The 21,501-nt window shown below is 39.8% G+C and carries 23 protein-coding genes; 18 read left to right on the forward strand and 5 right to left on the reverse strand.

Annotated features, from left to right (window positions below):
• The first annotated feature begins 61 nt into the window (after nucleotides 1–61).
• Together K345_RS0117740 and K345_RS0117745 are read left to right on the forward strand one after the other, a co-directional pair.
• The gene (locus tag K345_RS0117740) at nucleotides 62–496 is read left to right on the forward strand and encodes a MarR family winged helix-turn-helix transcriptional regulator (RefSeq protein ID WP_028975304.1); all 435 of its coding nucleotides are present in this window, start codon (nucleotides 62–64) and stop codon (nucleotides 494–496) included.
• A gap of 6 nt (nucleotides 497–502) precedes the next feature.
• Nucleotides 503–1,861, forward strand: coding sequence for an MATE family efflux transporter (locus tag K345_RS0117745; RefSeq protein WP_028975305.1), 1,359 nt, complete (start codon nucleotides 503–505; stop codon nucleotides 1,859–1,861).
• Between the two features lie 44 nt (nucleotides 1,862–1,905).
• Here K345_RS0117745 and K345_RS0117750 read toward each other — a convergent pair whose 3' ends face one another.
• The gene (locus K345_RS0117750; protein ID WP_169714837.1) at nucleotides 1,906–3,225 is read right to left on the reverse strand and encodes a ferredoxin reductase domain-containing protein; all 1,320 of its coding nucleotides are present in this window, start codon (nucleotides 3,223–3,225) and stop codon (nucleotides 1,906–1,908) included.
• A 329-nt stretch (nucleotides 3,226–3,554) separates the two neighbouring features.
• Between K345_RS0117750 and K345_RS0117755 the strand changes: the two genes are divergently transcribed.
• The 7 genes from K345_RS0117755 (at nucleotide 3,555) to K345_RS0117785 (ending at nucleotide 9,579) form a co-directional block, all read left to right on the forward strand.
• Nucleotides 3,555–3,944 carry a hypothetical protein gene (locus K345_RS0117755; protein ID WP_028975307.1) on the forward strand — a complete coding sequence of 130 codons (390 nt, stop codon included), beginning with the start codon at nucleotides 3,555–3,557 and terminating at the stop codon, nucleotides 3,942–3,944.
• 70 nt (nucleotides 3,945–4,014) lie between these two features.
• A complete protein-coding gene (gene uxuA, locus K345_RS0117760; protein ID WP_211227920.1) occupies nucleotides 4,015–5,226 on the forward strand; it encodes a mannonate dehydratase in 1,212 nt (403 codons plus the stop codon).
• A gap of 98 nt (nucleotides 5,227–5,324) precedes the next feature.
• Entirely contained in the window at nucleotides 5,325–6,170 is an 846-nt protein-coding gene (locus tag K345_RS21750; RefSeq protein ID WP_083963852.1) for a DUF368 domain-containing protein, read from the forward strand.
• A gap of 3 nt (nucleotides 6,171–6,173) precedes the next feature.
• Nucleotides 6,174–7,022, forward strand: a complete 849-nt coding sequence (locus K345_RS0117770; RefSeq protein ID WP_028975310.1) for a hypothetical protein — start codon at nucleotides 6,174–6,176, stop codon at nucleotides 7,020–7,022.
• A 52-nt stretch (nucleotides 7,023–7,074) separates the two neighbouring features.
• On the forward strand, nucleotides 7,075–8,133 hold the full coding sequence (locus K345_RS0117775) for a glycosyltransferase family protein (RefSeq protein WP_037573073.1): 1,059 nt from the start codon (nucleotides 7,075–7,077) through the stop codon (nucleotides 8,131–8,133).
• A gap of 39 nt (nucleotides 8,134–8,172) precedes the next feature.
• Nucleotides 8,173–8,451: a DUF493 family protein gene (locus K345_RS0117780; protein ID WP_169714838.1), complete on the forward strand. Its 279-nt coding sequence runs from the start codon at nucleotides 8,173–8,175 to the stop codon at nucleotides 8,449–8,451.
• 78 nt (nucleotides 8,452–8,529) lie between these two features.
• Nucleotides 8,530–9,579, forward strand: coding sequence for an ATP-binding protein (locus tag K345_RS0117785; RefSeq protein WP_028975313.1), 1,050 nt, complete (start codon nucleotides 8,530–8,532; stop codon nucleotides 9,577–9,579).
• On the opposite strand, the gene K345_RS0117790 is transcribed toward K345_RS0117785, so the two are convergent.
• Nucleotides 9,563–10,708, reverse strand: coding sequence for an NAD(P)-binding domain-containing protein (locus K345_RS0117790; protein ID WP_028975314.1), 1,146 nt, complete (start codon nucleotides 10,706–10,708; stop codon nucleotides 9,563–9,565). The two genes, K345_RS0117785 and K345_RS0117790, sit on opposite strands and share 17 nt — an antisense overlap.
• 183 nt (nucleotides 10,709–10,891) lie before the next feature.
• Here K345_RS0117790 and K345_RS0117795 point away from each other — a divergent pair, with 183 nt between their 5' ends.
• Genes K345_RS0117795 through rsxA form a run of 7 tightly spaced genes read left to right on the forward strand, consistent with a single transcriptional unit; the run spans nucleotide 10,892 to nucleotide 16,190 of the window.
• Entirely contained in the window at nucleotides 10,892–11,314 is a 423-nt protein-coding gene (locus K345_RS0117795; protein ID WP_028975315.1) for a SoxR reducing system RseC family protein, read from the forward strand.
• 21 nt (nucleotides 11,315–11,335) lie between these two features.
• Entirely contained in the window at nucleotides 11,336–12,187 is an 852-nt protein-coding gene (locus tag K345_RS0117800) for an RnfABCDGE type electron transport complex subunit B (RefSeq protein WP_028975316.1), read from the forward strand.
• Nucleotides 12,187–13,521 carry an electron transport complex subunit RsxC gene (gene rsxC, locus K345_RS0117805; protein WP_028975317.1) on the forward strand — a complete coding sequence of 445 codons (1,335 nt, stop codon included), beginning with the start codon at nucleotides 12,187–12,189 and terminating at the stop codon, nucleotides 13,519–13,521. The genes K345_RS0117800 and rsxC overlap by 1 nt, the downstream gene beginning before the upstream one ends.
• Entirely contained in the window at nucleotides 13,521–14,477 is a 957-nt protein-coding gene (locus K345_RS0117810) for an RnfABCDGE type electron transport complex subunit D (protein WP_028975318.1), read from the forward strand. Before rsxC ends, K345_RS0117810 begins: the two co-directional genes overlap by 1 nt.
• Entirely contained in the window at nucleotides 14,474–15,028 is a 555-nt protein-coding gene (locus K345_RS0117815; protein WP_028975319.1) for an RnfABCDGE type electron transport complex subunit G, read from the forward strand. The genes K345_RS0117810 and K345_RS0117815 overlap by 4 nt, the downstream gene beginning before the upstream one ends.
• Nucleotides 15,028–15,618, forward strand: a complete 591-nt coding sequence (locus K345_RS0117820; RefSeq protein WP_037573076.1) for an RnfABCDGE type electron transport complex subunit E — start codon at nucleotides 15,028–15,030, stop codon at nucleotides 15,616–15,618. The genes K345_RS0117815 and K345_RS0117820 overlap by 1 nt, the downstream gene beginning before the upstream one ends.
• Complete coding sequence (gene rsxA, locus K345_RS0117825; RefSeq protein WP_028975321.1) at nucleotides 15,618–16,190, forward strand: electron transport complex subunit RsxA; 573 nt, start codon at nucleotides 15,618–15,620, stop codon at nucleotides 16,188–16,190. The genes K345_RS0117820 and rsxA overlap by 1 nt, the downstream gene beginning before the upstream one ends.
• Before the next feature lie 312 nt (nucleotides 16,191–16,502).
• Here the strand turns inward: rsxA and K345_RS0117830 are convergent, their stop codons facing one another.
• The 3 genes from K345_RS0117830 to K345_RS0117840 form a co-directional block, all read right to left on the reverse strand.
• Nucleotides 16,503–17,492: a hypothetical protein gene (locus K345_RS0117830; RefSeq protein WP_028975322.1), complete on the reverse strand. Its 990-nt coding sequence runs from the start codon at nucleotides 17,490–17,492 to the stop codon at nucleotides 16,503–16,505.
• Nucleotides 17,493–17,566: 74 nt separating this feature from the next.
• Nucleotides 17,567–18,319 carry an alpha/beta fold hydrolase gene (locus tag K345_RS0117835; protein WP_028975323.1) on the reverse strand — a complete coding sequence of 251 codons (753 nt, stop codon included), beginning with the start codon at nucleotides 18,317–18,319 and terminating at the stop codon, nucleotides 17,567–17,569.
• Entirely contained in the window at nucleotides 18,319–18,954 is a 636-nt protein-coding gene (locus tag K345_RS0117840) for a 3'-5' exonuclease (RefSeq protein WP_028975324.1), read from the reverse strand. Before K345_RS0117840 ends, K345_RS0117835 begins: the two co-directional genes overlap by 1 nt.
• 156 nt (nucleotides 18,955–19,110) lie before the next feature.
• On the opposite strand from K345_RS0117840, the gene flgN reads away from it, so the two are divergent.
• Both flgN and flgK read left to right on the forward strand, forming a co-directional pair.
• A complete protein-coding gene (gene flgN / locus K345_RS0117845) occupies nucleotides 19,111–19,608 on the forward strand; it encodes a flagellar export chaperone FlgN (RefSeq protein WP_028975325.1) in 498 nt (165 codons plus the stop codon).
• Nucleotides 19,609–19,617: 9 nt separating this feature from the next.
• On the forward strand, nucleotides 19,618–21,498 hold the full coding sequence (gene flgK, locus K345_RS0117850) for a flagellar hook-associated protein FlgK (protein ID WP_028975326.1): 1,881 nt from the start codon (nucleotides 19,618–19,620) through the stop codon (nucleotides 21,496–21,498).
• Nucleotides 21,499–21,501 lie beyond the last annotated feature (3 nt).

The following is a 21,501-nucleotide window of genomic DNA, read 5'->3' on the forward strand; positions in this document are numbered from 1 at the left end:
TGATCAAATCTTGTTATTTCTCTCATTGACAAGCTTAGGATAAATCGGGAGAATGCGTAGCATGCTACGTAATAGTACCGGGGATATAGGTTTTATAATTCATCTTGTATCTAATAAGATTAGAAAACATGCTAATCAAGAATTGGAAACTGAAGGAATAACGGCTAAGCAAGGTAGATTTTTATATTATCTTCATGAACATGCTCATGAGAAGGTTACTCAAAAGGATCTGCAGGTTCATTTTGAGATATCACATCCAACGGCTACAGGAATTATTAAGCGTCTAGAACAAAAAGGATATGTGAGTTCCAAAGTTGATACTTGTGATAAGCGATCTAAAATTATCGAGTTAACACCAAAAGAAATGGAACTAAATGAAAAAATGGAACTCTGTCGTATAAAGATAGAGCAAGAGATAAATAAAAATTTAACAAAAAGCGAAAAATCAGAACTCATTAGACTGTTATTCAAGGTCTATGAGAATATAAAGGAATAGAATTAGATGGTAGATAAAGAAATTTTTGAACATATGCCAGTACCAAAGGCCATATTAAAGAGCGTTGTACCGGCTATTATAGGAATGGTCGTTGTCCTTGTATACAATATTGCGGACACTTATTTTGTTGGTCAAATTGGAGATCCCCTTCAGGTGGCAGCTGTTTCCTTAACAGTACCTGTATTCTTGCTTTTTATGGCAACTGGTAATTTGTTAGGGATAGGGGGAACCTCTGTGATTTCCCGTGCCTTGGGGGCAGGACGTATAGAGTATGCTAAGAAAGTATCCTCTTTTGTTTTCTATGCTTCCTTAATCTTGGGTGTGTTTATGATGATGTTGTTCCTGGGGGGTATGGGTTTTATTTTAAAACTCATTGGAGCTAGTGCAGATACGGCCGGTTTTGCTAAATCATACTTGATGTATGTGGCCCCTAGTGCTCCTTTTGTTATCATATCAACAGCATTTAGTAATATTGTACGTGCAGAAGGTAAGTCCAAAGAGGCCATGGTGGGAATGATGATAGGAACCATTGTTAATATTATATTGGATCCTATTATGATTTTAAGTATGAATTTGGGTGTAGCCGGAGCGGCTTTAGCTACACTTATTGGTAATGTAGCAGGAGCGGCTTATTACATTTATTATGTTCTGAAGAAAAGTTCTCTTTTATCCTTGTCTCCTAAGGATTTTGATTTTAGGGATAACATAATGTTAGGCGTCTTTGCTATTGGTATTCCCGCTGCCCTTAATAATGTATTAATGAGTTTATCCAATATCTTGTTAAACAATTTTTTAGCCACCTATGGTGATATTCAAGTAGCAGCTATGGGGGTAGCTATGAAAGTAGCTATGATTGTGGCACTTCTTCAAATTGGATTAGGAATTGGTATTCAACCTTTGTTGGGGTATAGTTATGGTGCTCAAAATCATAAACGTTTCAATAGTATCATAAAAGTGGCTCTTCTCTATTCGATCGTTATGGGTGTGGTTATTACCTCACTTTGTTGGGTAGGTGCTCCTACCATTGTAAGAGCTTTTATTGATTCAAAAGAGGTTTTTACATATGGAGTACAGTTTGTTAAGGCATTATTAGTGTCTGGGGTTGTGATTGGTACTTTATTTGTATTCATGAACACTCTACAGGCCTTAGGAGCAGCAAAAGAGTCTTTGATTCTCTCTATAAGCAGGCAAGGACTAGTTTTTGTTCCTTTATTGTTTATTTTAAATAGGACTATGGGGTTAACAGGGATTGTGTATGCCCAACCATTTGCTGATATCTTTTCCATAGCCTTGTCGGCACTGCTCTTTTTCTATAAAAGCCGTAAACTATGGGCTTCTCATGAGTCTGTTTTAGAGGTTCATTAATAAGCTTATATAATCCAGGTTAGCCGGGCTAACCTGGTATTTTTTTATAGTCCAGACACAGATGACTGGTATCGGAGACTATCCTTCCATGATTTGAGAAGTCTGGCTGCTTCTTCTTTATCTGATGCCAAACCCTGATCTTCAAATATTCTTTTCATTGTTTTACTAACATCAACTCCCATAGCTAAACGGCCACAGAGATAGAAATGAGCCTCTTTTTCAATCCATTCTTTTATCTCAGATCTATGATCCCAGAGATAATCCTGTACATATTGAGCTTTCCCCTCAGAAGGATCTTGGGGGCGACTGGATACTGCTGTGATTTTATTGATAACACCCTTGACGTGATATTCTGTTAGTTCTTTTCCATAAAGACTTTTGATCTTCCATGAACGGACACCATAGATAAGCCATAAAGGACCACCTGTGTATCCTTTTCTAAGTAAGGACATTACTCCAGCAATGCCGCTTCCTGTACATATCATGATAGTGGGAATATTCCTTTTGATTTCTGAAGGAAACTGATGGGTTTCAGGAAGGAACCATGTTTTTACCTCTGTACCTAAAGGAATCCGTGTTAAGTAAGCCGTTGATCTTCCTTCCCCCGTTTCTTTTTGACCTGCCAAATCCGTATATTCCTTTTGAAAATGACTGAGAGTGATCTCTGCTTTTACATAAGATCCCTCATGATGGCAGTGGCTCATACTATAAGATCTCGGTCTGATAGGGGGCTGTGATTTGAGTAATGCCATTAGAGAAGGTGCTTGGGAACATTGTTTTAATACCTTAAGAAGTTTAGGATGTTTGAATTGAATCTTACTATTGTCCTCTTTCGCTGAGATCCCCTGATTGACTTGTATATACTTTTTACGTTGGGATATTTCCATCTTTTCATTCCAGTTTGCCGTATCGGAATTACCAATAAGTCGTAATGTTGAGTTGGAAGCTTCTGTTATATCGTAGTAGGACCTTAGTGCTTTGCGTAAAGTCATAAGTTTTAAACGACCTGGTTGATACGGGGCACTTAATGTGGGAACAAGTATGAGTTCTGAACCTTTCTTTTTATAAAAATCCAAGAGCTCTTGTACTTCTTCAGGGGAATTCTCCCATTGTATATAAAGAAGATCCCCGGGTTTTGTTTTTGTTCGGCTTTTACCTTTAAAGACCAGCTTCCAAGTTGAATGGTCCTTATCTAGGGGATCCAGTCTAGTTCTGGATTCTATATGAAAGGAATCTCCTGATTTGGCTAAATTTCTAAAGAGTATGGCATTTCGTTTCTTTAATGCTTCATCATAGGTTTGGGATAATCGGGATGAGGGAATATGAGATAGACAATAGAGAGTATTTTGTATCCAATGTGTCATTATAACTGGTAATTTATTTATGTTATTGAGGTAAATCATTTTCTGGTCCTTTCGTGTATATATAACTATGTTAATCAGAATTAACACATGTTAATACTTAAAATCAATAGGTAGGATTGAAGGAAGTCAGGATTTTCCCGATTGATAATCATTTTTCTACAGAAGTGGAAATAGAGTTAGATTTCACTGTTGGCCCAATAGAGAGTATTATGATAGCTTTGTCACAAAGAATGTATGAAAAAAATGTTTATCCCAAAATGTTAATACCAAGGGGACATGATAAACGGACTCTATTGGTGTCTTAAAGCTTGAAAGGAAGGGAGCCGGAAATGAATAAAATAGGACAGTTGGGGATAATTGTCATGATAGCATTAATGGGATGCAAAACGGTTAATGAGAGCAATAGTGCTGCACTAAAATCTTCTCCAATACTTGAAAAAGGATATGAAGATGGAGGACAGAAAGATGGTGCTTATACCATCATATATCATTGCCAATCTGTGGATCAACTGGATTTATTACGTGAACCAGTTCTTGATGCTTTTGCCTATGCAGACAAATTCGCTGATGAAAAAAGTAATCTGATTGTTTTATTGATAGATGAAAGGAATCAGACACGCTATTTATACAGTCCAAGACCTTTATATGAAGATTATCTCAGTGAAAAAATGAGTGATGATGATTTCCTGGCTTATGTAGCCAGTAATGATTTTTTATAAATAATTTTATTTGACAGCTCTCCTTCTGTGATTCACTATTGTTCTAAGTATTAGTAATCAGGAGAGCAACATGAGTGCATTAAATGAATGGGGGATGGAAGAGTCCATGAGGTGGTACGGCCCTCTTGATAAAGTGTCTCTTAATGATATCAGACAGTCAGGAGCCAGTGCTGTCATCACTTCTTTGCATCACATCCCCTACGGTGAAGCTTGGCCTCTGGAAGATATCATTGTCCGCAAAAAGCTTATAGAAGAAGCTGGACTTAGATGGGCTGCTGTAGAATCAGTCCCGGTTCATGAAGACATTAAAACTCGAACGGGACGATATCAGGAATATATTGAAAACTACAAAATCAGTTTAATCAACCTTGGTAAAGCTGGAATTGATACGGTTATCTACAACTTCATGCCCGTATTGGATTGGGTTAGAACAGATATAAGTTACAAATTGGCTGATGGTTCGGAATGTCTCTTCTATGATCCTGTTCATTTTGCGGCGTTCGACATGTTTATACTGGAGCGGCCAGGAGCTGATAAAGACTATACAGAAGATCAAATCAAAAGAGCAAAAATCTTTTATGATAGTCTATCATCAGAAGAAAAAAAAGAATTTACTCAAACCATCATTGATGTTTTTCCTGGGACAAAATTAGGATTGTCGATTGATGATATTAAAAATATGCTGTCCAAGTATGCCAACATTGATACGGATCAGCTAAAAGCACATTATAAAAGCTTTTTGGAAGAGATCATTCCCGTAGCAGCTCGTGTTGGCATTAGAATGGCCGTTCACCCTGATGATCCACCATGGAATATCATGGGGCTGCCCCGTATTGTCTCTTGTTCCCAGGACATTGAAGACCTATTGGCTATGGTTGATGATCCTTCTAATGGATTATGTTTCTGTACCGGATCCTATAGCCCACGCTCAGATAATGATTTACCCCGGATGATAGAGCAATATGGAAACCGAATTAACTGTGTTCACCTAAGGAGTACCCAGCGAAACAGTGATGGAAGCTTTTATGAAGCCAATCATTTGGAAGGGTCAGTGGATATGTATCAGGTTATAACCCAATTATTAAAAGAACAGGCCAGAAGGAAATCAGAAGGCCGTCCAGATTGGCGATTCACCTTTCGTCCAGACCATGGACATACCATTATCGATGATTTGAAGAAAGAGGTACCTGATAATCCTGGATATACTCTCATAGGGCGACTGAAAGGTTTAGCTGAGATCCGGGGATTGGAATTGGGAATTATCAAAGGGCTGTGGGCCTAAGTATTGAGATAGCTAATCTTCCCATAACAAAAATGTTAATCTTTTTGCATAAGGGAAGTACTATTTATTTCTAATCCTTTTTGATATTCTCCTGTTGTATGAAATATTTCAATATCTTTTGGAAAGGGATGGTCATTGGTATTGCCAATATCATTCCTGGAGTATCCGGTGGAACAATGGCTTTTATCTTTGGTCTCTTTGATCAATTAACAGAAGCTTTAGGTAATTGGGCAACAGACAAAGAAAAAAGACTATCCTATACGATCTTTCTCTTTGTTTTAGGTTGTGGAGCTATTATTGGTATATTGGTCTTTGCCAGAATTTTCAGAATCCTCTTAGGTTCTGATGTCCTCAGTCAGCCTACGTATCTCTTTTTTGCTGGTTTGATTGGCGGATCCTTACCCTTTTTAATTACAAGTATGGAAGATAAAAAGCCCAATATTAAAAGGATACTTTTATTTCTATTGGCTGCATTTTTAGTCATTCTCACGACAGTTCTTAAATCTAATAGTGTGGATATGACTGCAGGACCTATTGTGATAACTCCTCTTTATGGTCTCTGGCTCATTTTCTGTGGATTCCTTGCTGCTGGATCTATGATCATTCCAGGCTTTTCCGGTTCCGCTCTTCTTGTCAGTCTAGGTGAATACAATAATATTCTAATGTTCGTTGATGAGCGAATGCTTGTCCCTGTGGCCCTTGTTGGTGTAGGCGCCATTGGAGGCATCCTTATTGTTGCGCGAATAATCGATATTGCTTTAAAGAAAGCCTTTTCTGGAACAATGTACTTTATCATTGGTTTGGTCATAGCTTCTTTTTATGCTCTCGGAGTAGAAGTCGCTCATCAGTTCAATGCTAATGTTTATGTAATTCTAACATCTCTTATTACTTTTATATTAGGAATAGCTGTAGCTTACGGTTTCAGTAAAATATCAAAGGAATAGTTCTTGAAGGGTGAGCTTATTGCCATGGGCTTAGGGATCCTTGGGTCCCTAGCTGTGCATTTGGCTAAGGGAATGCAGAAACATGTGTTTATTCTGCATCGCCAAGGCAAATCAAAAAAACTACTAACCTTTCTATATTCTATTAGTTTTATTTTTAATAATGCCTTTGGTTTCTTTATGATCCCTGCCACTAAATTTGCCCCCCCTTCTTATTTTTCCTCAATGTTTGCCGTTGGTTTACTGGGCTTGATGTTCTATAGTCATTTCTTGCTGAAGGAAAAAGTATCCAAAATAGAAGTATTGGGTGTTTTGATATTGATTATGGGGACTTTAATTCTTGGTGTTGATAATGTTTTAAGAGAGGCCCCTTCCTTCCATCTTCTTCAAAAGAGAGGTTTTCTTGTTAGTGCCTATGGGGGAACGCTTTTACTATTGTTTTTTGTTTTATTAACAAAATCCAGTCATCATCTATTGGTCAAATCTTTATTCTTTGGAGCCTTTAGTGGTTTTCTTAATGGATTAGACCCTCTTATGAAAGCCCTTGGTCAGATATCTGTCCATGGTATGACCTATCTGCCTCAACATAAATGGGGTTGGGTTATCTTCGGGACCAGTTTTTTCTTTGGTACAGGTTCCTTCTTGATGACCCAGTACTCTTTTAAGAAAAGAATACCTGCCTCTCTTGTTATTCCTGTACATAATGCTTTTTTCATTTTTACTCCCTTACTTTTACAGATTTTTTGGCTTCCGGGCTTCTTTTTTTCTGGACTTTCTCTGTTGGGAGTAGGATGTATTATAGGGGGATTAGGAGTCATGAATTGGCGGGCTAATCAAAAAAAAAGAATTTCTTAATAGTAATCTAACGTATGAATCATAGTTTTAATATTGTAAAGTGAGGTGTAGTATGCGAGTTGGAATATCAATGAGTGGTGAAGGTCGTGGACATGTGTCACGGGTTATCGCATTAAGCTATTTTCTTCGGGAAGAACATGAATTATTCTATTGGTGTCCTCCCTCTGTAGAGCCTGTCTTAAGAGAGAACTTCCCTGATGCAGAGATTCGTTCCATTCCTTATATCCATTTTGTTAAAGAAAACCATCAAATCAACTATCATAAAACAGTCTTCTCAAATCTGGAAAATATAACATCACTACCTTCTGTCATCAAAACCATGGAAACCCAATTAGAAAATCTTAAGATAGATGCCGTTCTTTGTGACTTTGAACCATATCTTGTCTATGCTGCTAATGGTTTGAACATACCTGTCTTACTTCTTAATCATCAGGGAGTTCTGTTCCGTGCCGGATTAAATGATCACAATTGGGATGCTGTTGTTGCAAGATTTATATCAGAGCGATTAATGCCCAGAGCCGATCGATTTCTTACTTGTAGCTTTTTCCATGGTGATATTGGTCCCATCATCCGTAAAACCATATTGGATCTGGAACCGAAAGTAGGTGATTATTACATAGTCTATACAAAGAAGACCTTTAAAGACTCTATTACTAAAGCTTTGGAAAAGCACAAGGATAAGAAGTTCAAATTCTTTCCTAATAAGGAAGAAAACTTTGAAGAAGCCCTTGCTGGTGCCAAAGGAGTCATCGCTCCCGCTGGCCATCAGATGATCTGCGAAGCTCTCCATTTGGATAAACCAATTCTAACCTTTCCAGAGAAAGGACAATACGAGCAAAGACTTAATGCGGAATATTTAGAAAAATCCGGTAGAGGAATGTACGGTCATATGGAAACGGTTCAATGGGATGTCGATAGGTTCTTAAATAATATAGAACAGTTCCCCAGGGAACCTCTTGATAATTCTATTCCCTTTAAATTCAAGAATGACACAGAGAATGCCGTTGCTCTGGTTAATAAGTTTCTGGAAGATTTCTCAGGTCATGAATTACCAACCTTCAATCCTTTAGATAGATGGAACTTTGATAAGGAGTTTTTCCTGGTCAGTTAATACTTGATTTCATCGCCATTTATGGCTAACATCAAGCACATGAGTAATAATATATTTGAAGGTAAGGAAATACAGTTTCCTGTTATATATGATCTTAAGGTCGTACTCGATACTAAGCGTACAGAAGATGAGAATAAGCGTAACATAGAGGCGGCCTTATCACAAACAGGCCTGTCTTATCAGGAATTTTCAACAAAAGTGTCTTCTAAAGGTTCCTATGTCAGTTATTCTGTAAGCCTTTTGGTTCCTACAAAAGATAAATTTGAAGAGCTATACAATCGAGTTCATCTTTTGCCGGGAATAAAATACGCTCTGTAAGTTTATATTTATGTGTTATAGTAATTATTAATAAAACCAATAAAGAGAAATAGTATAAAAGGACAATCAGAATAAGTAATGCGGTCAGAATATCTTCCTTTTTTAAGAAATATATCGGAAAAGCTACTAAAGCAGCAGGATTGGAAAAAAGTAATTGCCTATGGAATCAGTACAATAGGCAGAATAATGAACTGGGATGAAGTGATTATCGCCCGTTCTATACCTAATCAAGAAGAACTAACCCTTCAGGAACGTGAACATTGGGTAAGAGAGGGGATGGACCTTTCTCAAAAGACCAGTTCCTTAGTAGATGATTTTGCTCTCAATAAAGTTCCTTCAGAGTTAGTGGATGCTCTCAAAAGTTATGAAAGCTACAGAAGTAAAGATTCCCCCTGGGTTCAATCTAGACAGCTGAGAAGTATTGTTGTTCTTCCTATCGTCAGGGGCAATCTCTTATGGGGCGCCCTTCTTCTCATTAACCATGAAGAAAGGGAAGAATTAACTTCTGAGGATTATGATTTTCTCTGGTCCTTTAGTGGAATCATCTCTTCCCGCTTGGGTGAACTTGATGTCCATAGTCAGTTAACAGGAGGACATAATGATATTGAGTCTAACATTGATATGTTCTTCAGCCAGTTGACTCATGATCTTAAGACTCCTCTCAATGGAATACTAGGTTATACCCAGGTATTGCTCCGAAAGGGGGGAGTCGACGAATTTACCATTAATTGTTTAAACCTTATCGATAAGAGCGGACAAAGCCTCCTGAGTATGATTGATAATATACTGGCCATAACAAGAGGGGATAGTGTTGATTCGGTAAAACGTAATAAACCAAAAAACAGAATAGAAGGTCTTAGCTCTCATCGGGAACAGCAAATCCTTAATCAAACGACAAAAAACACAGCCAACAGTGGCAAACTACACTATTCCATTCCTGATAAGGAGACCTTACTACAACTAAAGGAAGTCGCCTATTCGGGAGACTGGAAAGCATTAGGAACCCAATTGGATCAATTAGATAAAGAGTTCGAAACTTTCAAGGGGGAGGCAAAGGCTCTTGTTGTTGGATTTCATGTTGAAGGATTTAAGGCTTTTATTAACCAGCTGATCAAGAGGGCTTCCTGAACTTATAAATATCATTCTGATTATAGAGATAATTAAGAATCCTGATTCCTGTCCTATGGGCTCCTTGTATATTGAGAGCACTTGTTCCAATCTCAAGCTCAGATAAGGGCCCTGTTAAGTATAAGCCAGTCATCCAACGGGCATACTTGTCAGGAATAGGATATCCATCAGGAGCTGTAGGAAGCTTATGTTTCTCTGCAAAGGGCTGTAACCAGGATTGTCCTGGAACCTTTTTTTCGAATCCTGTAGAAAGAATAACCTGATCAAAGGATTGGAGTTCTTTATAGTTAGACCCATTGATTTCACATAGTTCTAATTGAACTTGTCCATCCTGGATACATTGATTTACTTCTTGAAATATATCCCAGGGGAGAGTCCCTGGATAACGATATTTCTTAAGCCACTGTCTACGTTCCGTATAACTATCCAATTTTTGATAATCTTCCATCAATTTGGGACCAACAAGAGCAGGATCACCGTCAAACTTCCTCTCCTTTAAAGGGGTCGGATTATAAAGGGTCACTTGTTTATGGGGGGCTAATTTTATAGCCAGCTGACAGCCGCTGATCCCTCCACCTATAATGGCCACTTTATTTTTATCGGCAAGGGAAAAGGAAGATCCGAACAGGTGAGTAATATTGTCCAGTTTTTCAGCCCAATGAGGAATGGAGGGCGTATGGGATATTCCCATTGCGAGGATGACATTTTTAGAATAATAAGAATTATTATTCAGACTATGAAGATAAAAAAATTCTCCGTCATGATCTAAAAAGGTAATCTCATCTTGCAAAAAATGATCCTGTAATTGATATTCACTAATAATATGTTCACAATGGTCATTGAATAAGGAAAGACTAGGGCGGTTGTAAGGTTCGATAAACTCGTCAGAACGTCCCTTTTTCTTGGCATAGCAGGATAAATCTGTATAAGATTCTGATAGACTATGACTACCGGGACTTCTTAGAAACTTCATTCCTGTACGAGACGTAAAATCATTCCATACAGACAATAAGCTGTCATGAGGATCAATAATAAGCAGGCTGTCATGAGGACGGTATTTCCTTAATAGACCTCCTAGATAGCTTCCATGCATACCAGCACCAACGATAATCCAATCCCATTGTTTCATGTCTAGAATATAGCAAAAATGCCCATTATGGGCAATAAGAATGGCTGTTTTTTTATAGATATAAAATTATATAATATAAGGTTTTATCCTGTTGAGACCTGGTATCATTTTATTGTTTTTTCTTTATGAAAATTATTAACCAGTGATATAATCTGACCGTTCAAATCAGGTGTGGAGGTATCAATGTCTGAGGAAGTTCTGTCTCATACAGGAATAATTAAAGATATAAAAAGTGAAGATAATCATAAAAAGGCTACCGTTGAAGTTCCCGTATCAAGCGCCTGTGCCCATTGTAAAGTAAGCGGCTCCTGTTCTTCAAGTTCTACATCACAGAGGGTTTTAGAGACAATCTTGATGTCAGAGGCGAATGTAGGTGACAGAGTTCGTGTTGAAATGGCACAAAAATTAAGCTGGATGGCTCTTCTTTACAGCTTTGCTATCCCCTTGATTTTGATATTTGGAACATTTTTTGGATTACTGGAAGTGACCACTGAAATAGTGGCGGCAGCAGGATGTTTATTCATTCTTCTTCCCTACTATGGCCTTCTACGTATTCTGAAAGGGAAGTTTGAAAAAACCTTTCTCTTTCAAGCTTATAAGCTGTAATTCTTTTAAATCGAGGTATATGTGAGTTTAACAATTCTATTTTCTGTAATTACCCTCGGTATACTGGCTATTTTATTCGCCTCCATTTTATATGGAGCTGCAAAGAAATTTGCAGTAGAAGAGGATCCCCGAATTGATGAAGTGACTGAACTTCTCCCCGGGGCTAACTGTGGTGGATGTGGATTTCCAGGTTGTCGCGGGTTTGCTGAGGCCTTAGTAGGTGCTTCTGAATCAGGAGATCTAGGGACTTTGGCTTGTCCTCCGGGGGGCGCTGATACTATGGCCAAAGTTGGCGAGTATTTCGGTATTGAAACTAAAGCTCCCGAACCAAAGGTTGCTGTATTGCGATGTGGTGGAAGCTGTGGAAATGCTCCTGCAAAAACTAAATATGAAGGCCCTTCCAGCTGTGCTGTTGCCCATAGCTTGTTTGCTGGAGAATCGGGATGTCCTTCAGGATGTTTAGGATTAGGAGATTGTGTATCTGCGTGTACATTTGGAGCCCTTTCTATTAATAGTGAAACTGGGCTACCTGAAGTTAACGAAGAGAAATGTACGGCCTGTGGTGCCTGTGTTACTGACTGTCCACGTAAACTCTTTGAATTACGACCAACCGGCAGAAAAGGTCGAAGAGTTTGGGTTAACTGTCAGAATGTTGAAAAAGGTGCAGCCAGCCGCAAAAGTTGTACTGTAAGCTGTATTGGCTGTGGTAAGTGTGTTAAAACATGTCCTGAAAAGATCTCTGCTATCACTTTAGAGAATAATCTAGCCTATATCGATCCTGCAAAATGCATAGCCTGTGGTTTGTGTATTAATGTTTGTCCTACAGGTGCGATATCAGCGACTTTTGAACCACCCCAAAGGAAGAATGCCTGATGAAATTAAGAACATTTAAACTTGGTGGAATTCATCCTCCTGAAAACAAGATCACCAAAACTGAGGCTATTCAAGAATTAGAACTTCCCAAAGAAGTACGTATTCTCCTATCCCAGCACATTGGTGCCCCAGCCACTCCTGTTGTCAAGAAAGGAGACAAGGTTAAAGTAGGTACCCTTATTGGGGCAGGCTCTAGCTTTATTAGTGCCAATATTCATAGTTCTGTATCAGGAACTGTTGTCAAAATCGATGATATTTCTGATGTAACAGGATATAAGAGAACAGCAGTAATCATCCAGGTTGAAGGTGATGAATGGGAAGAATCCATTGATAGACGCCCTGATATCCTTAGGGATATCAAGCTTGAACCACAGGAAATTGTGGAACGTATCAATAAAGCCGGTATTGTTGGGAAGGGGGGCGCCGCTTTCCCTACTCAAGTAAAATATACTATTCCCAAGACAGGACAAACAGTCGATGCCCTTATTATTAATGGTGTTGAGTGTGAGCCTTATCTCACAGCGGATCACCGGGTCATGGTCGAACGAGCAGAAGAGATCATCGTTGGTATTCGTATTATGATGAAAGCCCTGAACGTAGAACGAGCTTTTGTTGGTATAGAAGCTAATAAAATGGACGCTGTTGAAGTCTTAAATAAAGCCAGCTCGGAATATGAAAATATCCATATTACTCCTCTAAAGGTACAATATCCTCAAGGGGCAGAAAAGCAATTGATCCAGGCTGTATTGGATAGGGAAGTCCCCAGTGGAAAACTTCCTCTCGATGCAGGTTGTGTTGTTAACAATGTAGGTACGGCTCTTGCCATATACGAAGCTGTTCAAAAGAACAAACCCTTTATTGATCGCGTGGTAACAACCACTGGTAAAGGTTTAACTAGTCCGGGGAACTTCAAAGTTCGTGTAGGAACCAGTTTTACAGAACTAATCAACAAAGCAGGAGGTCTTCCTGAGAACAGCGGCAAAGTAATCGCCGGTGGTCCCATGATGGGTAAGGCTGTCACCTCTATTGATATTCCCGTGACCAAAGGAACTAGTGGCATATTGGTTCTAAACAAAGAGGATTCCCATAGAAAGAAAACCTATACCTGTATCCGATGTGGTAAATGTGTTGGTGTCTGTCCTATGGGATTACAACCGTATCTGCTGGAAATGTACAGCCGAAAGGATTCCTTTGATAATGCCGAATCCAATCATGCCCTGGATTGTATTGAGTGTGGATCTTGTCAGTTTATCTGTCCCTCTGCACGACCTTTATTGGATTACATTCGTTATGGGAAACAGAATATCTTACGTATTAGAAGAGGCAGGAAATAATGGATAATAAATTTACTGTATCACTTTCACCTCATGAAAAAGGCCCCTTCGCCGTATCTGGTGTGATGTGGGGTGTTGTTATCGCCCTGGTTCCTGCTCTGATCATGTCTGTAGTAACTTTTGGTCCACGTGCTTTACTTGTGATCGGGGTTTCCATACTAGTAGCCCTTGTAACCGAATATATTGCTGACAGGATGTTAGGATACGAGAATACAACTGCTGATGGTTCTGTTGTAATAACAGGATTATTATTGGCTTTCAACTTACCAGCTGGCATGCCTTTACCTATCGTAGCTATTGGATCTTTATTTGCCGTAGCTGTTGGTAAAATGGCCTTTGGTGGTTTAGGGAAAAACCCCTTTAACCCTGCTTTAGTAGGACGGGCTTTTCTTTTAGCCAGCTTTCCCTCACAGACAACAACCTGGCCTATACCAGGTTGGGGTACCGATGGGGTGACCGCGGCAACGGCCTTGGGAACCTTAAAAGAAGGAGGGGGAGTTCTTCCTTCTCACTTAGATCTTTTATTAGGTCATGTCGGTGGTTCTATCGGAGAAGTCAGTGCTTTAGCGATCTTAATTGGTGGTATCTTCATGATTGCGACCAGGATTATCAAATGGCATATCCCTGTATTTTTCCTTGGAGGCCTAGCTGCTTTTACAGGAATCTTTTATGTAATCGATCCTGTGAATTATGCTGATCCTCTTTATCATGTTCTCGCCGGGGGCGCTATGCTTGGTGCCTGGTTCATGGCTACAGATATGGTGACGAGTCCCATGTCCACTTCAGGTAAGATTGTCTTCGCCCTGGGGGGAGGATTGCTCTGTGGTGCCATTAGAATATGGGGGTCTTACCCAGAAGGTACCAGTTATGCCATTCTCATCATGAATGCACTGGTTCCTTTGATTGATAAGAAATTTAAACCCACTCCTTATGGGAAAGGAAAGGTAGCTGCATGAAATTAAAGTCTACTTATCCCAACATGGTCATTGTTTTAACACTCATCTGTGCTATTAGCAGCTTAGCTCTTGCTGTGACTTATGGGGGAACTAAGGATCAGATCGCTGCTATTCAACAGCAGCTTAAAATGGATCTAATTACCCAAGTTCTTCCTGAGTTTGACAATAATCCGGATAGTGAAAAAGTGGTTATCGGTGATGCTATTCTCTATCCCGGTAAGAATAATGGACAGTTGATCGGTGTTGCTGTGCAAGCGGTCAGTCCCATTGGATATGGTGGTGATGTCTCCATCATGGCAGGATTCGATCCCCATGGAAAAATCCTTGGTGTACAAGTGCTCAGTCATGCTGAGACTCCCGGTCTAGGTTCTAACATGACCAAGCCCAAATTTCTTAACCAGTTTATTGGCAAGAAACCTACTTCCTTTACATTAAAAGTAAAGAAGGATGGAGGAGATGTTGATGCTTTAACAGCAGCAACTATTAGTTCAAGAGCATTCTCTGATGCTCTATCCCGTGCCTGGGAAGCTTATCAGAAGGGGAGTTTTTGATGTCAATGCAGAATTTCACAAAAGGATTTTTGAAAGAAAATCCTGTATTTGTATTGCTACTTGGTATGTGTCCTACCCTAGGGGTAACCACTAGTGCCATTAATGGATTAGGAATGGGATTGGCCACGACCAGTGTTTTAATATTGAGTAACGTGGCTATTGCCTTGATCAAGGATCTTATTCCAGACAAGGTTCGTATCCCCGCTTTTATTGTGGTTATAGCCAGCTTTGTAACCATTATCGAAATGCTAATGGCCGCTTATCTTCCTGCGTTACATAAACAGTTAGGTTTGTTCATACCTTTGATTGTTGTTAACTGTATTATCCTGGGAAGAGCTGAAGCGTTTGCTGCCAAGAATGGTGTTGTCGAGTCTTTAATAGACGGTCTTAGTATGGGATTAGGCTTTGCTTTAGCTTTGACCATATTAGGAAGTGTGAGAGAGATTCTAGGTTCCGGTAGTATCTTTGGTTGGCAATTCCTACCAGAGACTGTACCCACAATGCTTTTATTTGTTATGCCTCCTGGTGCTTTTATTGCCCTAGGCTTTATCATTGCCGGTGTGAACCGCATTAAGAGGAGTCTACTATAATGGAATATGTATTAATCTTAATTGGTGCTGTTTTTGTTAATAACATTGTCTTAAATCAGTTCTTGGGTATATGTCCCTTCTTAGGGGTAAGTACTAAGGTTGAAACAGCCGTTGGTATGGGCCTGGCCGTATCTTTCGTTATGGTCCTTTCCACTCTAGCGACCTACTTAATTCAAAATCTGATATTGACACCCTTAGATATTAATTTTATGCAGACTGTTGTTTATATATTGGTCATTGCCTCTTTGGTACAGCTTGTTGAGATCGTTTTGAAAAAAGTTAGTCCCCCTTTATACCAGGCTTTAGGGGTATTTTTACCCTTGATAACTACTAACTGTGCTATCTTAGGTGTCGCTTTATTAGTCTTTCAAAAAGATTTTTCTCTAGCTCAAGGTCTGGTTTATGCCTTCGGATCCAGTGTGGGTTTTGCTCTGGCTATCTTGATCTTTGCCGGTTTAAGAGAACGTCTGGAGTTCATGGATACCCCTAAAGGTATGGAAGGTGCTCCCCTTGCTTTGGTTACCGCAGGATTGTTAGCCTTAGCTTTTATGGGATTCTCTGGAATGGTTTAAGAGTCCATATTTACTAAATTGATATTTATAGCCCATTAGCTTAAGTGCCTAATGGGCTTTTTTTTCTTGTCCCTAATGACACAGATATTAATTTGTAAAGCTTGATCAAAAAAATTGAAAAGCCCTTTCGAGATTTTTTAAAGGGCCTTTCAAAAAGTTTTACAAGGCCTTTCGAGATAATTTAGTAGTGTAGTAAAAGGTTTTCAGTGGGCCACTGAAAATGCACCCTAAGTACGAATCTTCCTTACCCCTTGGTTTATTAAGGGGTAAGCCCAGGTCTTTCCCATATCTTTCCCATATGGGATAAGATCTTTACCGTGCTCTTTTGTAATATTGAGCATTAGAGAAGGCATTTTGCTTTGTAATCACTCGGGTAAGGTAGATTCGTTCAAAATCCGATAAGGGTAAGCTGGCAATGTATTGCTTAGCAATCTTTAATCCCTGAGTTCCCGACTGGATCATGAACTTATTGATATGGGTATAACCCACTGTTGTTCGTTGATTGAGTAAGGCTCCAATCCCCAGAAAGAGATCTATATTTTTGTTTTTAGGTGCCTTTTTGGCAGCGGCTTTGAGGTGTCCATAGGCTAGGTTGTAGTGATTATGTTGGAGACATTGCTGTCCAAATTGAAGATTCTCCTCCCATGAGGACTTTTGTGACATTTCTTGTCTGACATAGGAGTTGTGCTTGGGATGCAGGTAGTAGCGCAAGAGAGAGTAGGCTGTAAATACAACCCCAGCCAGAATGAAGTTGATCAGTACTCTTTCTCCCATATTGAGCTGGGCCAAGGGTTGGAGAATCATGGCATAGACCGCTTCAATACCTATCATAACAGGGAGGAGAAGGAAGAGACTTTCCTTGTGTTTTGAATACATCAGCATCTGGGATAATCCAGAGGTGGTCAGGAATAAGAAGAGGGGCAGAGGTAAATCGACAAAGAAGGACCAGAAGAGGAGATCTGGTGAAGAATAACCCCATTCTAAAGTGTTAACGATGCTGAAGTAGGCTAAGTAGAAGATTCCTGTCTCAGATAGGATTAGTTCCTTAGAGGAATAGGGCGCGAACAATTTGTAGATGACATAGATAGCCGTCGGCCAAATAAGGATCTTGCCCACACCATAGTGAATGATGCTTACTTCCATCAAAGGCCATGGCAACAAAGTGGCTATCAAACCAGCTAAGGCACCTACAATAAAGTAACCTGAGTGAATGTATTTATGAGGAGCTGGCTTGCCCCATTTGATGAATATGGGCAACCAGCTTAATATACCAAAACTGGCAAAAACTGTAGAAACTAACATAACAACCTCCTGATATAACTACTTTACGGTTGTTTAGTTGTTTTCTTTAGGTAAAATTTTTACCTCATACCCTTTTAGAGGAGAAAATCACCGAGGAGGGACAGTACTTCTTCCTTCTTATCCAGATGGACAAGATGCCCGGAATCCACATAGTGAAAACTGGCCATGGGGAAATATTCCTTAATTTTTTCTTCATCTAAATACTGCATCATAAAGGAATTACGGCCATAAATGAATATAGTTTCCCCAGAATAGGTACGTCCTTTGGGCAACTCTTCAAAGATGTGGTCCACATTGGCCAGGAGTTCTTTTAATCCCATACGGCAACGGTAGGGCGGCTTTCGGGAGAAATTTTTGGCCAGAAAGGGAAAGGGGGCTTTTTCATGTAATTCGTTAAGTAAAAAATCTTTTAGTTCTTCTTTGGTCATGAAGGACTTTTCATGGGCTTTTAGCATAGCTTCCATGTAATCCACATAGCGATAAGGAAAAGCAAAGGGGACCATATCTAGTACAATAAGTTTTTCTACCCTATCTGGATGCTGTAAGGCCGCTTCCATAACCGCCTTACCTCCCATCGAATGTCCAATGAGATACACACTATCATGTTCCAGGTGGTCTGCTATATTGAATAGATCCTCTGCCATGATAGAATAATTCATATTATAGGTATGGAAGGAATCGCCATGATTACGTTGATCAATGAGGATCTTTTGATATTGCCCGTCAAAGGCATTCTTTAAGAAGGCCAGGTTATCCTTATCCCCCATTAGTCCATGCATGGCTAATAAGGGTAATCCTTCTCCATAGGTTTTATAATTTAAAAGCATTAGTCATTCCTTGTAATGTTGTAATGAGTAAAGGGGCCATCCCCCTGTGGTAGGTAGAAACCTTCCAGGTCTGACCAGAATCGTTGTAGTAAGGCTGTTTCTGCGCGGGCATCAGTGATGGCTCTATGAAATGTGCCATCAACTTGAATGTTGAGCATCTGAGCCATTGATTGCACATCGTACCTATCTGTCCGTCTTCCACTAAGGGAGAGCCATAGGAAGGCAATAGATTTGATATCCAATGCGGTACCGCTAAAAGGATATTTAAGGTCATACTGTTGATAATTGCGCCGAAGCAAGGGGATGTCAAAATAGTTACCCCAGGCGGCAAGTCGTAATTTTTTAAGGTTTATATCAAAGGATTCTATCCACCTGTGCCAATCTTTGCTTATCTCATCAAAGTAAGGTTCCTCTTGTACCAGTTCATTAGATATACCCGTTAGTTTGTGTATAAAGTCCGATATAGATTCCCCGGGTTTGACCAGATGATCGTATTCACCTATTACCTTAAGGTCTGTGTCTAACAGAACGGATCCTATGTCAATAATATAATTATTCGTTTGGTATCCTTTATCATCCTTTCCGGCTGTTGCTTCCAGATCGAGAACCAATAGAGGATTGTTAAGTTTAAACACATTAAGCTCCTTTGATATATATAGTAACATTTTGATCTTCTACCGAAAACAAAATCCCCGGCTCACTTTGTCTCATTTTATCTAAGGAATTATGTGTGAAAAGATTCTAAACCAGCCCTCTTTATTTGCCGAAAGGCAAGTATAGGAGTGTACAAAATGGTACCTGAACATTGTGAATCCCTGATTAATACCATGGAAGAACAACATAATCTTTTGCTTTCTTTTCAAAAAGAGGAAGAGATTTTGAAAAAATATATAAATGATAAGGACTGGAATGGTCTCCAGGAGTCTCTTGTAACTCTTGAAAAATTGTCTATGAAGATGGAACAAGCTGAATCACAAAGATTTGAGCTGTACAGACAATTGTGTACCAGTCTCAATCTATCCAGTGACACTCCCTTTTATCGAACTGTAGCAGATGTTGATACGGCCCACAGGGAAGAATTAATCAGAATCTATCGTCAGATCAAGGTTGTGACGATTCAAATAAAAGGTCAATCCAAGGGCATGCAGGATTATCTGGATGTAACCACCAATACGATAAAGTTCGCTCTTCAGGAGATTTTTCCCCATAAAAAGGGCAATCTCTACAATACGGCTGGTAAAAAGCTCGAAGCGAATCATCAAGCCCTCTTCTTAAATAAGCAATTATAGGAGTAAAGAATGGCATCCACTTTTTCAGGAATTGAGTTAGGAAAACGATCTCTTATAGCAAATACTACTGCCATGCAGACTGTAGGACATAACTTATCTAATGCGTCTACAGAAGGATATAGCCGGCAAAAGATTCAGTTAAAGGCTTTTGATCCTCTTTATGAACCTGGTTTGAATAGAGAAAACCGTCCCGGTCAGGTGGGGCAGGGAGTAGAGGTGTCTTCTATTACCCGTGTCCATGATGATCTTTTAGAACGGCGTATCGTGGCTCAATCTAATGAACAAGGTTATTGGACCGCCCGTGATAAGTATTTGTTGATGGTAGAACAGGTCTATAACGAGCCCGCTGATGTGTCTGTTCGTTCTATGATGGATAAGTTCTGGGATAGTTGGCAGGAACTCAGTATTAATCCGGAACAGTTAAGTGCCAGACAAGCCGTCCTTAAACGGTCAGAAACCTTAATGGATGGTATCCACACCCGATTTAACAGTTTGAGCTCCGTTCAACAGATGATCGATGATGATGTCAAAGTGACAGTAGGTGAAATCAATAATTATCTTCATGATATATCAGGTTTGAATCAACAAATCATTAAGGTTGAAGCCATGGGGGATAATCCTAATGATTTGTATGATAGACGGGACTTGATGGTAAGCAAATTATCAGAATTGATTCCTATTACCGTAGAAAACATTAGAGATCCTGATGAGTTTCAGATTCATACTGGAGGAGTTCACCTTATTCAGGGACGTATTGTTAGTCCTTATGCTCTAGAGCCGGATCCTCTCAATGACAGTCTTCATAAGGTTGTCCGGGCTGATAATAGGGAAGAGGTTCATATTACAGGTGGCAAGTTAGGAGCTCTCCTTGAACTGAGAGATAAAGATGTGAAGGGAGAAATCCAAAAACTAGACCAAATGACTGTCAACTTTATGGATCTGGTTAATGAGGTTCATAATAAGGGTTATGGCCTTGGTGGGCAGACTGGTATGGACTTCTTTAAGGAGTATCCCTTTGTCAATAATATAGCAGGTAATTATGATGCCAATGGGGATGGGGAATACGACTCTACCTATGTTTTTAGAATGACCGGAAGCAATCGTCTCGATGCTAATGATCATATTGGTTTGGAAGGTAACATTACTATTAACAGTCCTGGAGAAGATATTCAGATCCCCTATTATGCGGCGGATACTGTCGGTGACTTGATTCATAGGATCAACAATTCCGGCGGGGAAGTTGTGGCTCGATTAGACAGGGAAGGACGTCTTGAGATCAAATCCTTACCGGCAGAACAAGCAGAGAATCCTGATTTTGTTATTCGTCATGTGGAAGACTCTGGCCAATTCCTGGTGGGATATTCTGGATTACTGCAGAATTCAGGGCCGGAAGGGGCTTATGACTTCAACCAGGCTGATGCAGTATTAGCTTTACGAGGGGGCGACACGGACTTTGCTGTAGCTCCTTTATCTCATCCCTCCGGCTGGATAGAGGTCAACCATGATATTGCTAAGGATCCTGGCATTATTGCCGCAGGTCTCGGGGTCAATGGCCGCGCGGCTGAAGCAGGGGATGGTAGTGCTGCTATTGAAGTAGCGGCTTTACGTAATCATCCTATTATGATTGGTCGAGAGAAAAGTTTTGATGATTACTTTGCCGATTCTGTCGCTGAGATAGGTCTAAAGGGAGAGGTGGCAGAAACCTCTCTAGCTACTCAAGAAGCCATTATGAAAGATATGAATGACCTGAAGGCTAGCATTAGCGGTGTCAACATGGATGAAGAGCTAGCAGAAATGATCAAGTTTCAACATGGCTATAATGCTGCGGCCAGATTCGTCAGCAATGTGAATGAAATGCTTGATACGATAATCAATCGACTAGGTGTGTAAGGA

Source organism: Spirochaeta cellobiosiphila DSM 17781, from assembly GCF_000426705.1.
Taxonomy (GTDB): Bacteria; Spirochaetota; Spirochaetia; order DSM-17781; family DSM-17781; genus Spirochaeta_E; species Spirochaeta_E cellobiosiphila.

Excerpts from the sequence above, each read along its gene's own strand:
- K345_RS0117740 (WP_028975304.1), top strand. The coding sequence starts at position 62 with ATGCTACGTAATAGTACCGGGGATATAGGTTTTATAATTCATCTTGTA.
- K345_RS0117745 (WP_028975305.1), top strand. The coding sequence starts at position 503 with ATGGTAGATAAAGAAATTTTTGAACATATGCCAGTACCAAAGGCCATA.
- K345_RS0117750 (WP_169714837.1), bottom strand. The coding sequence starts at position 3,225 with ATGACACATTGGATACAAAATACTCTCTATTGTCTATCTCATATTCCC.
- K345_RS0117755 (WP_028975307.1), top strand. The coding sequence starts at position 3,555 with ATGAATAAAATAGGACAGTTGGGGATAATTGTCATGATAGCATTAATG.
- uxuA (WP_211227920.1), top strand. The coding sequence starts at position 4,015 with ATGAGTGCATTAAATGAATGGGGGATGGAAGAGTCCATGAGGTGGTAC.
- K345_RS21750 (WP_083963852.1), top strand. The coding sequence starts at position 5,325 with ATGAAATATTTCAATATCTTTTGGAAAGGGATGGTCATTGGTATTGCC.
- K345_RS0117775 (WP_037573073.1), top strand. The coding sequence starts at position 7,075 with ATGCGAGTTGGAATATCAATGAGTGGTGAAGGTCGTGGACATGTGTCA.
- K345_RS0117780 (WP_169714838.1), top strand. The coding sequence starts at position 8,173 with ATGAGTAATAATATATTTGAAGGTAAGGAAATACAGTTTCCTGTTATA.
- K345_RS0117785 (WP_028975313.1), top strand. The coding sequence starts at position 8,530 with ATGCGGTCAGAATATCTTCCTTTTTTAAGAAATATATCGGAAAAGCTA.
- K345_RS0117790 (WP_028975314.1), bottom strand. The coding sequence starts at position 10,708 with ATGAAACAATGGGATTGGATTATCGTTGGTGCTGGTATGCATGGAAGC.
- K345_RS0117795 (WP_028975315.1), top strand. The coding sequence starts at position 10,892 with ATGTCTGAGGAAGTTCTGTCTCATACAGGAATAATTAAAGATATAAAA.
- rsxC (WP_028975317.1), top strand. The coding sequence starts at position 12,187 with ATGAAATTAAGAACATTTAAACTTGGTGGAATTCATCCTCCTGAAAAC.
- K345_RS0117810 (WP_028975318.1), top strand. The coding sequence starts at position 13,521 with ATGGATAATAAATTTACTGTATCACTTTCACCTCATGAAAAAGGCCCC.
- K345_RS0117815 (WP_028975319.1), top strand. The coding sequence starts at position 14,474 with ATGAAATTAAAGTCTACTTATCCCAACATGGTCATTGTTTTAACACTC.
- K345_RS0117820 (WP_037573076.1), top strand. The coding sequence starts at position 15,028 with ATGTCAATGCAGAATTTCACAAAAGGATTTTTGAAAGAAAATCCTGTA.
- rsxA (WP_028975321.1), top strand. The coding sequence starts at position 15,618 with ATGGAATATGTATTAATCTTAATTGGTGCTGTTTTTGTTAATAACATT.
- K345_RS0117830 (WP_028975322.1), bottom strand. The coding sequence starts at position 17,492 with ATGTTAGTTTCTACAGTTTTTGCCAGTTTTGGTATATTAAGCTGGTTG.
- K345_RS0117835 (WP_028975323.1), bottom strand. The coding sequence starts at position 18,319 with ATGCTTTTAAATTATAAAACCTATGGAGAAGGATTACCCTTATTAGCC.
- flgN (WP_028975325.1), top strand. The coding sequence starts at position 19,111 with ATGGTACCTGAACATTGTGAATCCCTGATTAATACCATGGAAGAACAA.
- flgK (WP_028975326.1), top strand. The coding sequence starts at position 19,618 with ATGGCATCCACTTTTTCAGGAATTGAGTTAGGAAAACGATCTCTTATA.